Origin of the sequence: Pedobacter sp. AK017 (assembly GCF_014200825.1) — a bacterium.
Lineage (GTDB): Bacteria > Bacteroidota > Bacteroidia > Sphingobacteriales > Sphingobacteriaceae > Pedobacter > Pedobacter heparinus.
In genome coordinates, this window is sequence record NZ_JACHCW010000001.1 from 426,605 (window position 1) to 439,840 (window position 13,236).

Below are 13,236 nucleotides of genomic sequence, written 5' to 3' on the forward strand. Positions count from 1 at the left end.
ATTTAACTACCACAGCCTGGTCGTACTAAAAACTTCGTAAACATTGTTTAACTGTAAGCCCAGCACAATTTCGTGACTCCCGTTACTCACCTGGTTTAAGCCTGAAGTTGTAAAATCGTAGGCATAGGTAAGGTTGATAAGCTTACTGATGTTAATGCCAGCCAGTGCAGAGAAGGAATCGTTTTTGCGATAACTCCCCCCTACCCAAAAACGGTCCTTAAACGCCATTTTCAGGTTCACGTCTATAGATGCTGGCGCAGGACTTACCTGTTTAAGCATGACTGATGGTGTTGCCGAAATTTCGTCATCCACATAAAGACGATAACCGGCAGTGACAAAAAAATGAGGTACTTCTTTTCCTCTGGTATAATTGGGATCGCTGGTGAAGGAAAGTTTTTGAAGCAATAACTGCTGAACAGATGCCCCGGCAAAAAAGCGCCCCCCATACAACCACAGGCCAAGCCCCAGATCGGGTTTAAGTTGACTTGTAATGCCATTGGAAACGGCCGGATCTATACGGCTCTGGTCTTCAAATTTCAAAGAATTGATATCCAGCGCTATCCGGCTTACCCCTGCTGCTACACCTACCGAAAGGTTTAAGGCTTGGTTTAACCGCAGATGATATGCATAGGTTAGGTTAGCATCCAGTCGTGATAATGGTCCAACCTCGTCATAAACAGCGGTAACCCCCATTCCATGATGTGCAGGGGATGCTGTATAATTTTGCATATAGTTCCTGCTCATGGGGTCGTCGCCTTTATCGGGGAGTGAAAGTGCGTTTCTCCACAGGTAATCACTGCCCAGATTCCAGTGAGCGGTAACAAATGAGGTTTGGGGTGCATTTTCTATACCGGCCCATTGCTTCCTGTAACCAACTTTTACATCCGCATAGTTCTCTATACCACCAATTGCTGGATTCAACAGATAGTTGTTAAATATGTATTGGGTGTATTGAGGCTTTTGCTGCGCCTTACATAAAACCCCATATATCAGCAATACCAATACAAGATAAATTGAACGCTTCATTCTTATCTGATGAGTGTTAATGAACCTGTAATTATCTTTCTCCCATTTTTTGGATTGATCATATAGTAGTATGTTCCAACAGGCAATTGTCTCCCTTTATAATTGCCATCAAAAGGTATTGAATATCCCTGACTAAAAAAAACTTTTTCACCATACCTGTTAAAAATATCAACAATAACATCAGGATAAGTTTCTATGTATTTCAAATTCCATACATCATTTATTCCATCACCGTTTGGACTAAAAGCGTTTGCCGGCTCTATGGCATTGACCAGGTGCACCTTTACAGTAGCGCTGATGCTGCAGCCGTAACCAGAGCCAACCGTTAAAGTATAGGTTTTATCTTCCTCTATTTTTACAATGGGATTTAAAATATTATCCCTATCGAGTCCCGTAGCCGGGCTCCATTTATAAATCAATTGGTAACCGCTGGCCACAGCATCTATTTTTAGCTGTCCACCCGCAAGGATGTAAAGGTCGGCAGGCAGGTTTAACTGTGGTAAGGGATGAACCGTAATGCTTTGTGTCACGTTTTCTTCGCATCCGGCAGCAGATAAAAAGTGATAAACTATAGTATGTGTACCTATTCCTGCCAGTTTGGGATCGAAATAACCATCAGCACTGATGATACCTGGGCCCGAATAACGCTGTTGCCCCTGCAACCCAAGGGTTTCCCTGGCATTTGTGAGCTGAAACACATCGGAATTCAAACATACAGGAGTTATCGGATCAAAAACGAGGGCCGGAGCAGCATTCAGGATCACGTTTTGGCTAATAGGTTCCTGGCATTTAATACCCGAATAAGCGATCAAACTAACCACGATGTTTTTAGGATTGGCATCAATAGCAGCAGGTGGATCCAGAGCATAAATTGCTACAGGGTCCGGATCATCGACCACCAGCTTCTCTATACCATCAATATACCATACCAGTTTGATAATTTTACCTTCATCAATGGTTGAAGAGTTTTTAACCATAATTTTATTGTTACTGCAAAGCTGATCTTTGTTGAGTACTTCAAATACAGGCGTAATTTGCGAGCCGTTCACCGTAAAAGGTTTAGATCGGGTATAGGAACATCCGTTGACATTTGTTGCCGTTAGGGTTACCACATAATTGCCTGCACGGGTGTATTTATGATTTCCATCCATTTGCGTTGAACCGTTGTCGGGTACTGCTCCAAAGGCATCACCAAAATTCCAGGCATAGGTAAAACCATTCGTGCTTTTGTCTTCATTTTCAGTTCTGTTAAGGAACACGGCCATTTCATCCCCTACACATACTTTAGGCAGGGTAAAGTCCACTATAGGCAGACTGTTGATGGTGATTTTTTCTTTATGAGGAAGACTCTGGCAGCCGTTTTCGGTTTTAGTAATAAGGCTTACCACAAATATACCCGCGCTTGCATAAGTATGTTTGGGATGCTGATCTGTTGAAACGGAGCCGTCACCAAAATCCCATAACCAAGAAACCATTGGCCCCGCATCGGAGCTGGAAGCATCCTGAAAATTGATTTCATTATTGATACAGCCCTTAGCCGGGGCATTAAAGGCGGCATTAATTTTAGGGCGGATATGTACACTGAACGTTTTAACATCAGACATACAACCTTCGTCCAAACCCGCAGACAATTTTACATCAAAGGAACCTGATAAGGCATAGATGTGTTGGGGGTTCTGTTCAGCAGAAGTTGCTCCATCACCAAAATCCCATAGCCATTTATTTAAAGGCCTGCCTGTTAAATTTGATGTACTGTGATCAGTAAATTGAATTTCTGTATCGGCACAGTTGTCGGCAGCTACTTCAAAATCAGGCGTAGGCAGCGGATAAACATCAAAAGGATAAATAAATTCTGCACCTTCACTTAGACACCCGGTCCCATCATTAAGCAATTCAATTTTTATAGTAACCTGATGTGGTTTTAACTCAGTAAAAGATATGCCCCTGGCATAAATATATTCATAGGACAATGTACCGTCTGATGCCGGAATTATTCGCGGATCCAAGGGGCCTTGTTCCTCTGCTCCATCATCCAGTTTCCAGGTGATCCTGGAAACGAGGTAAGGCAGGATGATCTTAAAGTCAGATTCCTGTCCTATACATGCGTTCTGTGCATCCTTATGGGTAATTTTGTTGGTTACCAGGAAATAGGTATTGGCTGCCAGATTTGTACCTGCAGAATAGGCGTAGGATTCATGGGCGCCAAACCCATATGCAACGGCATTAAAACCTTCATTGGCAGTAAGATAGGAACTGATATCAGTAATTTCAATCTGTGTATAAGCATATGCCGGATTTGATGGTATAGCTGTCCAAACCGTATTTACAGGCTGGCCGTTGATACGAAAGGTTGAGGCAGCTGATGCTTTAATGCATACATTGATGTACCTGTTCACTATATTTTCTTTATCGGAAGAAAACAAGGTGGTAGACTTTACATTAAATTCGACAGGATTAAGGAGTACCATTTCGGGATCACCGATCAGTTCATCACCATTAACGGAAGAACAAGCCTGTGTAAGCGAATACTGAGCCACACTTATATTTTTATCGGCCGATATAAATGAGGCATTGACCAGCTCAGGGCTGGTATAAAATTGTCCTTTGTTTAGGGTAATGGATTGTCCTTCAAACTGAAAATGAGTATTATCCTGCTGTGCAAGTATCCGGACAATGTACCGCCGGTCAATAAATGGGACGACACCGTAATTTTTGCCCCAGCTGCCAATGGGATACAATTGCTGGAACAACGGATCCCGGGAGCCGTTACATCCTATGGTTAAAGATGTACTGCCTGAATAAGCTGCAAAACGCTTGTTGCAGTTATCCGGTGAAGCGGGATCTATTTCTACATAAACACCGGTCAGGTCTTCCTGAGTATTGGGCAAGTATTCGTATACGTCGCCTGCATTTACAAAGTTTACTTTAAATGTTGTGCCATCTTTTTTATGCACAATAAGCGTGGTATTGGGATCTGCAGCCACCAGCACCAGGAAATTTTTACTGACCTCGTTGTTATTTAAATCCTGTGTATAGTTCATGGAATAATATTCCCTGCCAAGCGCTTCATTCGGAAGGATAAGTGAAGCAGCAGATCGCGCGCCGGCATAGATGTGTTCGAATACAGCAACTTTTTCATGGCCTGGTGTAACCACAACATGAATCCCCTTATTAACCAGAACCCCATTAGCTTCATTTTGAGCAACATAGGCACTTACTCTGGGGATATCAACCGGAACTGCTGTATTTATAGGAATGGGTATAGTACCTGTACTAAAAGTTCCGCAGGTAACCGTTACTTCAGATGCAACCTTAGCTGTAATATAAATGCGAACATTTGCGAGGTTAGAATTGCCACCCTGACCTCTGGAAGGATCATGCGTAGGAAACACAGCCCAGAAATCTTTGCCTTCATTTGAAATATTCTGGGCCTCCGCATTAATAAATGGGAAACACGAGAGCGCCCATAGCATAAAAACCCATTTGTACATACCTTTAGATATCCCTTTAGGATATCTAAGATAAAAGATTTTGCCTTAATAAAAACTCAAGTTGTTGATTTGCCAATAATAATTTTGCAGTTAAATCTCTATTTTCTTTTCTAAGCATATAGATTTCATAAGCTTTTTCAATATTGATCTTCAAATCTGCTTCCATCCATGGTTTTTGAATGTAACGATATACCTGTCCTTTATTGATGGCATCTATTACTGCATCAATATCGGTATAACCTGTAAGGATCATTCGGATCGGGTCAGGATGTTTCTCTAATATGGAAGCCAGAAACTCTACACCTGTTGTTTTGGGCATTCTCTGGTCAGTAATGATGATATGAATTTCTTCCTTATCTAAAATTATCCGGCCCTCATCGGCAGACTCGGCAGTAAAAACATTATATAACCTCCTGTAAGTGGCTTTAAAAGCACTTAAATTATGAGGTTCATCATCAACATATAGGATATTCACATTCATTTGTTTGGAAATAAAAGTTAAAAATACTTTTTTATTATTACTCTTAAAAGCCTATTTTTAGTTCTTTCAATATTTTACCTATTTTTTTTATTTTTATAGCATACATACATTAAAGAAATGCAGTCTCAAGCTTATTCAAATTTAGATTTTGAAGCACGAATAAACAAAACGAAACAATTAAATACACTTTACAACCCTGTAATATTTAATACCAAAAACAGTACCGAAAAGCAGAAACTGGCAGATCTTTTAAATAAAAACATTCACATTCAGATATTTGACAGCATTGAGGCACAGATAGAAGAACTGATCAAATGTTTAAACCCAGGTATACAGCCGATAGAACTAAAGTCACTGGCAAAAAAACATCTTGGTAATACTCCTTTAGCCGATTATGGCCTTTGGGTATATTACCCCTGGTCGGAAAAACTGGTCCATCTGTTAGATGAAGAGGAATTTGTAATTGTCAGAACAAACAGAAATAAACATAAAATAACTGCCGAAGAGCAACTGATACTTTCAAAAAAGAAAATCGGCGTAATGGGATTGTCGGTAGGTCAATCAGTGTCCTTAACACTGGCCATCGAAAGGGGGTTCGGTGAATTGCGTATCGCCGATTTTGACGAACTGGATCTTTCCAACTTAAACAGGATCAGAACCGGAGTACATAATATACACCTTCAGAAAACAGTTATTGTGGCCCGGGAGATTGCAGAGATGGACCCTTATTTAAAGGTCATCTGTTTTCATGAAGGGATTACCGAACAAAATATAGATGCCTTTTTAACAGAAAACGGCAAGCTCGACCTTTTAATTGATGAATGCGATAGCTTTGATGTAAAAATCAGTGCCAGAGAAAAGGCCAAGACCCTGCAGATTCCGGTTTTAATGGAGGGAAGTGACAGGTGTACCATTGATATTGAGCGCTTTGACCTGGAACCGGACAGACCTGTCTTACACGGATATGTGTCCAACATGGACATGAGCGTTTTTAAGACTTTGAAAAGTTTAGATGAAAAACTACCTTACATTGCACCTGTTACCGGTGTAGAAACGTTATCACCCCGAATGAAAGCCTCAGCGATAGAGATCATGACCACCATCTCTACCTGGCCGCAACTGGCAAGTGCAGTTACTTATGGAGGTGGAATTACAGCTGATCTTTCCCGGAAAATATTATTGGGCAGCTTAAAGGTATCTGGCCGTTTTTTTATTGATATCGACGAACTGATCACGGATGAAAAACCTTTACAACATACTAAAGGGGAAGAACGGACGAAACAGCTGAGCATTGAAGAAATTGAAAATTACCTTTCTGTACGGCAGTTTAATAAGGACGGCGAAAGGGAACTGCTTTCGCAGGAACTGATCAGGAAGCTGATTACTGCAGCAGGCAAGGCTCCTTCGGGTGGTAACAACCAGCCATGGCACTGGCATTACGAACAAGGCAACCTGCACCTGTTTATGAATAAAAATGTTTCAGGGGCCTATCTGGATCCGGATTATATATCTTCTTACACTTCGTTAGGTGCATCAATTGAAAACTTACTATTGGAAGCTGCCGTAAATGGACTGGGTGTTACCTGGAAATTTACACCTGAACACTTTCCTGAGCACATTGCCCTGTTTAATTTTAAAGGAAAACATGAAGCAAATGAAGTGGAAAAAAGTCTTGCGGCCCGGATTGGCGACAGACATACAAACAGAAAAACAGGTTTAACACAAGAGATAAGTACTGCCGATCTTGAGCAGCTTAAATTCATTACAGAGACCGAAAACATTCGCTTACAATGGCTTACAGGAGCGGAAGACAGAACCGTACTGGGTGATATTTCAGGAGAAGCCGATTTGCTGAGAATGTTCATTCCCGCTGCGCATGAAGACTTTATAAAAAAGGAGATGCGCTGGAACAAAGAAGAAATCATTGAGACTGAAGATGGCATTGGTATTAATACGCTGGACCTGAGTAACAATGATCAGATCGGTTTAAGGCTAATGAAAGATGAAAAAGCCGTTCAGTTCTTAAAAAAAATAAAAGGTGGGCTTGCCTTTAAAAAACTTGCCCTTAAACAATTCCAATCATCCCCCGCAATTGGCTTAATTACTTTATCTGAAAGCAATCCACTGAACTATTTAAAAGGTGGCATGGCAGTTGAAAAAATGTGGCTTGCAGCTACAGCGTTAGGCTATCAAATTCACCCCGTAAACGTTCCGTTAATCTTCTTTTACAAGAATAATTTTCAGGAATTAAATGACCTGCCTGAAGAAAGCAGAAAGCAAATTTTCATTTTACATCAAAAATTCAAGCATTTGTTTAAAATAACTGATAATATTGCAGAAATATTCTTGTTTAGAATATTTAAAGCAGAATCATCGCCACAACGTACAATTAGAAAACCTTTAAATAAAACTTTATCCATTGGAACAGCATAAACCGCAGATCAATAAGCTTTATTTTAAAGCTTTCAGGGCCGTAGACGATCGGGCGGCCTGTATGAAATTTATTGAAGGGCATACACACGTATTAGAGATATTTGGAATTACCAAAATTACCTCTGCAAAAATTGACTGGGTGCTTAACCCTGATGTTTATGCGGTATTGGTAACTGCAGAAGAAAATGGCAAAGCATTGGCCGGTTCGCGCATCCACCGGGCAAATGGAATTAATCCGCTTCCTATTGAAGAGGCAGTGGGTTATATGGACAATAGAATCCATGCAATGGTTAGTGAGCGGACACCAAATGGGACGGGTGAACTTTGTGGTGTATGGAATTCCTGGGAAATTGCCGGACTTGGGGTGGGAAGTTTATTTTTGAGCCAGGTAAGTGTAGCACTTTCCAGTCTGATCGGTTTAACTACACTTTTTGGTTTGACCGCACCCGCTACTCATCGAAATGCGGTAAGAGGTGGCTTCCGCGTAATTACAGAAATAGGAATAAATGGCAGGTTTTACTATCCTAAAGAAGATTTGACCGCCACAGCTGTAATTACCGATGAACTGGAAAATTTGCCTTTGGCCATTGATGAGGTCCGTAACAACATTTTTTCTTTTAAGGCCAATCCAAAACAAATATTCCAGATTCCCAATAAAGCAAATGATGGTTTTATAGATGTTCACATCGATATCGCATTATGAGCAGACAACATATCAGAAATCTTTTTTTAACGGGCATAATGTTGCTCTTTACCGTTTATGTCAATGCTTCAACACGAGCTGGTAAAGAAAACATTATGAATCCCGATATTCAGACACAGGATTCATTAATTAATATTCTGCACTTTTCAAAACTGTATATCAGTAAGTCCGATACCATCGGGATCCGCTCGGTGATCGCAAAAGAAGCTGAGTTTAAAAAACCTGTAACCAATATCATTAATATAGGCAATTACCCAAATGCGGTCTGGATAAAAGCGGTTGTTCCGCCATCTATTGATATCAAGGATTATACAGATATACTGATAGACCAACCCAGGTTAAAACAGGCAGAGGTTTATTTTGTAAAGGACAATGAGGTTTTAAAAAAGTTTCAATATAACAATTATACCCTGGTTGCTTCAGTTAAGACATCGGGAAACCTTAAAACTTTTAAAATACCAAAAGATATTGCTGCTTTAAATCCGGTTATTTACATCAAACTGTATTCAGATGATGTAGTGATCTCACCGGTTTTTATCAGTAAGAGCAGCAACGTACTCGAATTATTTTCGGTAAGGGATGTGTTTTTTGGGATTTATACAGGCATTATGCTGATCATGTTTGCCTATAACCTCTTCCTGTATTTTAGCGTAAAAGATGTAAGCTACCTGAATTATATATTTTGTATATTGTTTACCTGGCTAACCCAAACTACCATACAGGGCTATTTTGATAAGTATTTTTATGTAGACAGCCTTTGGTTTAACAGTATATCCGTTATACTCTTTTCTAATCTGGGGCTGATTGCTTCCATATTGTTTACCAAATCATTTTTAAACACCAAGAAAAATACAGCAAGGCTTCATAAGGTGTTGAATATTTTGCTGGTATTGACTGTAATCAGCACTATATTGCTTTTTATAGGTTATAAAAAAGTATCATTTATTGGCATGCAGGTCTCTATTTTCGGGGGTTCTATTGTTACTTTTATCAGTGCACTAAATGCTTATTATAAAAGAAACTTTAAGCCTGCCGGTTATTACCTGGCCTCCTGGTCATTTCTTTTTATTGGTATGATGATCTTTATTTTAAAGGACTACGAGATCATAAAGTATTCAATTTTTTCTACCTATTCTGTTCAGTTTGCATCAGTACTGGAAGTACTGTTACTATCATTTGCTCTTGCAGACCGGATCAATTTCTTTAAAAATCAAAATGAGCTTGCGCAGAAACAAGCACTGTTGGTACTTAAAGAGAATGAGCGTTTGGTAAGAGAGCAAAATATTGAGTTGGAAAATAAAGTAAACGAGCGTACCATTGAGTTGCAAAATACCAATTCGAGCTTAAATGTGGCACTTACCAATCTGAAGGATGCACAATCACAGTTGGTAGACGCAGAAAAGATGGCTGCTTTGGGTCAGCTCACCGCAGGTATTGCGCATGAGATCAATAATCCTATCAATTTTGTAACCTCTAATATTAAACCCTTGCAACTCGACATTGATGACCTGAAAGAAATCATCACAAAGTATGAGCAAATCGATTATTCCGGTGCGGATGTGATGGAACAAGTACAGGAAATTGAAGCTTTTAAAAAACAGATAGACCTTGATTTCATTAATAACGAGATTGAATCTCTGCTGACCGGCATTACAGACGGGGCCAAAAGAACGGCTGAAATTATCAGAAGTTTGAGAAATTTTAGTCGTTTGGACGAGGATGACCTGAAGCCTATTGACATTAATGAAGGACTGCATTCGACACTTGTACTGGTCAGAAACTCACTCCCGGATAATGTTAAGGTGATCAAAGATTTTGGAAACCTGCCTAAAATTGAATGTCTTCCGGGCAAAATCAACCAGGTGTTTATGAACCTGATATCAAATGCTATACAGGCCATTAAGTCGAACGGTAAAAACAGGGAAGAAGAACTGCTTACCATTCATACCTGGTACGATGATAACAACGTTAAAATAAGCATTAAGGATACAGGTACAGGGATGACTGACGAGGTTAAACATAAAATATTTGAACCTTTTTTTACCACAAAAGAAGTTGGAGAAGGAACAGGTTTAGGTTTGTCAATTGTTTTTAGTATTATTGAGAAACATAAAGGTCATATCGATGTTCTCTCCGAAGTAGATCAAGGTACAGAATTCATCATTACATTACCTGTAAATACACAATAACCAAGCCCGTACTATGAGTGCACCCAATGTAAGAGTTCTATATATTGATGATGAGGAAAACAACTTGCAGGCTTTTAAAGCAAGTTTTAGGCGGCAGTATGAAATATATACAGCCATATCTGCTGCTGAAGGTTTAAAGATACTGGAAAATATTTCGGTGCAGGTGATCCTGGCCGATCAGAAAATGCCGGGCACTACAGGTGTGGAATTTTTTAAGAGCATTACAGATTCCTATCCAGATCCGATAAGAATATTGTTGACGGGTTATACGGATATTGAAGCGCTTGCAGATGCAATTAACCATGGTGATATATATAGATATATTACCAAACCCTGGAACGACCTGGAACTGCACAATTCCATAAAAAATGCGTATGATGCCTATAAGTCTAAAATTGACCTGCGGAACAAAGTGGCCGAGCTGGAAAAGACAAATGACGAATTAAACAGGTTCATCTACAGTATTTCCCATGAATTAAGAGCACCATTGGTATCGGCAATGGGTATAGTAAACCTGGTAAAGATGGAAGGCCTTTATGAGTCGAGTGGTGAATACTGGAGTTTGATAGAAACCTGTTCGAACAAACTTGATTATTATATCCAGAAAACCCTTCAGTACTATAAAAATAATAAAACGGTTTCTGAACATAGCCTGATTGACTTTCATAAATTGATCCCCGGCCTTATCGATCTGTATTCTTACGCTGATAAAGAAACTACTTTTAATACCGTAATAGATCAGAAAGTACCTTTTTACGGGGATGCATTCAGGATAGAAGTGATATTGGGTAACCTGATTTCGAATGCCATAAAATATCAGAAAGAAACGGAGTTAAATAAAAAGGTAAACATACATATAGCAGTAAGAAAAGATCAGGTTGAAATGTCTATTAATGACAACGGAATGGGCATTCTGAATGAGCACCTGGAAAAGATATTCACCCAGTTCTTCAAAAGTAAAGTTAACCATGGTAGCGGATTAGGCTTGTTTATTGTTAAAGAAGCATTAAACAAGATTAATGGGAAAATAGCCGTAAGCTCTGATCCAGCTGAGGGTACTACCTTTAAAATAACCATCCCCAATGTTAAATAACCATAGAACTGTACTATTAATTGATGACAATGATGTTGACCTGAAGATCAATGCAAAGCTCATTAAGATTTCGAACTTATTTGACGAAATTGTGTTATGTCAGTCGGCCGAAGAAGGCTTAACTTACCTGAACAGACACCTGAATGAGGATCAAAAATTACCCGATTTTATTTTGCTGGACATTCAGATGCCAGATCTGGACGGCTTTGATTTTTTGGAGTATTATAAGAAATTACCTAAAAAGCTTACGGAAAAATGTCTCATTGCCATGCTTTCTTCTACGCTTGATTTTGGGGATATCAAAAAGGCTGAAGCCAGCCAGCATGTAGTGAAACTATTGAAAAAGCCATTACATCCTGCCGAACTGGAAGAACTTTTAAAAAAATATTTTGCCTGATTTAAAGCAATATTTAAGCAGGCTGACGGGTTACTTTAACTTCCAGGCTCAGCGGCAGGTGAACCATAAATGTACTTCCCGCGTCTTTCTGGCTTTCGAAGCTTATTTTACCTCCCTGCAATTCCGTAAATTCTTTACATAGCATCAAACCAAGTCCTACCCCTCTCTCATTTCCGGTTCCGAATGTTGGTTTGAGTGCCGGAGAAAAAATGGCGGATTGTTGTTCTGCAGGGATGCCTGCCCCATTATCTTTCACACTTATGACACATTCATTTTGATGCATATGTGCAGAAACAATAATATCTCCTCCCGGAAAGGTAAATTTAATCGCATTGCTGATCAGGTTCCTGATCACCAGCTGCAGCATGTCGCGGTCTCCAAGTACACAGACCTCGTCTGTAATCTGGTTTCTGAGTTCTATTCCCTTCTCTTTTGCAATACCTTCCATTACCTTCAGCGTACTGTACAGGCTTTGTTTTAAGACTAAAGGCTTTAAACTGATCTGAACAGCTTCCATTTGCCCTTTTGTCCAGGAAAGCACATTAGCTAATATGTAAGCTGTATCTTTGGTTCTGCTTAACAATTGCTTTTCCATATTTAAACGTTCGGCTTCTTCCAGCTTATATTCTGTAAGCAGCTCAAGATAGCCTTGTATAGAAGCCAGGGGCTCTTTAAGATCATGTGCCAGGATGGATAACAATTTATTCTTGGTATGATTACTGGCCTCAAGCGCTATGGTCTTTTGCGCTGTTATTTCCCTTTCGCCATAATACGAATTGCGAATGAAAGATGTGATCAGCAAAATTGTGGCTACGCACAATAAATAAGTAAAGCCTATATCGGTAAATTTAGCTGCTTCATCCGGGTAGGTATTTCTAACCAGTTCGGGATTTCTGAACTCAAAAAACAACAGAGAAAGCACAATCACTATATTTAATGGTAGCCATATCCAGAAATGTTTTTTTGGTACAATGGAAACAGTGATCAGAAATGATAAGGCAAAGACCACTGTACTTGGCCCGTTAACACCTGAGTTATAATAATAATTTACCATAAGCAGCAGGTTATTGATTATCGAAAGTACAACAATACCTGCACTTGTTTTATTCCTGAAGCGGGAAAAATAATAAATGGTCAGTACGGCCAAAAATATGACAACCATAAGTAACGCAAGGCGGAACAGTTGCATCGACGCATTAAAAGGTATACATACCGCCAGTCCCATCAATGCAACCAGACAAACAGAATGAAATATCCGGCCTTCTAAAGTAAAAGAAGTTTTTTTGCCGATAAGATAGTCCCGCAATTGAATCATATAAATTGGCAGCTTTCTGTCAAAAAATAAACAGGTTATGTGAGCACTGGAGGATGTATGCCAGACACCAGCAGGCAGTCACGGAGTCCTAAGATACCTATTTATTTA

General features: G+C 39.6%; 9 protein-coding genes. 5 read left to right on the top strand and 4 right to left on the bottom strand.

Going from position 1 to position 13,236, the window contains the following annotated elements:
- Nucleotides 1–6: 6 nt before the first annotated feature.
- From HDC92_RS01945 to HDC92_RS01955, 3 genes are read right to left on the bottom strand one after another with little or no spacing between them, the layout of a single operon-like run.
- On the bottom strand, nucleotides 7–1,026 hold the full coding sequence (locus HDC92_RS01945; protein ID WP_183871967.1) for a type IX secretion system membrane protein PorP/SprF: 1,020 nt from the start codon (nucleotides 1,024–1,026) through the stop codon (nucleotides 7–9).
- Nucleotides 1,027–1,028: 2 nt separating this feature from the next.
- Entirely contained in the window at nucleotides 1,029–4,499 is a 3,471-nt protein-coding gene (locus tag HDC92_RS01950) for a PKD domain-containing protein (protein ID WP_183871969.1), read from the bottom strand.
- A gap of 43 nt (nucleotides 4,500–4,542) precedes the next feature.
- Nucleotides 4,543–4,998 carry a response regulator gene (locus tag HDC92_RS01955; protein ID WP_015807357.1) on the bottom strand — a complete coding sequence of 152 codons (456 nt, stop codon included), beginning with the start codon at nucleotides 4,996–4,998 and terminating at the stop codon, nucleotides 4,543–4,545.
- 117 nt (nucleotides 4,999–5,115) lie between these two features.
- On the opposite strand from HDC92_RS01955, the gene HDC92_RS01960 reads away from it, so the two are divergent.
- From HDC92_RS01960 to HDC92_RS01980, 5 genes are read left to right on the top strand one after another with little or no spacing between them, the layout of a single operon-like run.
- Nucleotides 5,116–7,431 (top strand): Rv1355c family protein, encoded by a 2,316-nt coding sequence (locus tag HDC92_RS01960; protein ID WP_183871971.1) that lies wholly within the window; start codon nucleotides 5,116–5,118, stop codon nucleotides 7,429–7,431.
- Entirely contained in the window at nucleotides 7,418–8,134 is a 717-nt protein-coding gene (locus HDC92_RS01965) for a hypothetical protein (RefSeq protein ID WP_049772228.1), read from the top strand. The genes HDC92_RS01960 and HDC92_RS01965 overlap by 14 nt, the downstream gene beginning before the upstream one ends.
- On the top strand, nucleotides 8,131–10,323 hold the full coding sequence (locus tag HDC92_RS01970; protein WP_183871973.1) for a 7TM diverse intracellular signaling domain-containing protein: 2,193 nt from the start codon (nucleotides 8,131–8,133) through the stop codon (nucleotides 10,321–10,323). Before HDC92_RS01965 ends, HDC92_RS01970 begins: the two co-directional genes overlap by 4 nt.
- Nucleotides 10,324–10,336: 13 nt before the next feature.
- Nucleotides 10,337–11,416: a hybrid sensor histidine kinase/response regulator gene (locus HDC92_RS01975; RefSeq protein WP_015807353.1), complete on the top strand. Its 1,080-nt coding sequence runs from the start codon at nucleotides 10,337–10,339 to the stop codon at nucleotides 11,414–11,416.
- Nucleotides 11,406–11,813, top strand: a complete 408-nt coding sequence (locus tag HDC92_RS01980; RefSeq protein ID WP_015807352.1) for a response regulator — start codon at nucleotides 11,406–11,408, stop codon at nucleotides 11,811–11,813. The genes HDC92_RS01975 and HDC92_RS01980 overlap by 11 nt, the downstream gene beginning before the upstream one ends.
- 13 nt (nucleotides 11,814–11,826) lie before the next feature.
- On the opposite strand, the gene HDC92_RS01985 is transcribed toward HDC92_RS01980, so the two are convergent.
- A complete protein-coding gene (locus HDC92_RS01985; RefSeq protein ID WP_183871975.1) occupies nucleotides 11,827–13,128 on the bottom strand; it encodes a sensor histidine kinase in 1,302 nt (433 codons plus the stop codon).
- Nucleotides 13,129–13,236: the final 108 nt, after the last annotated feature.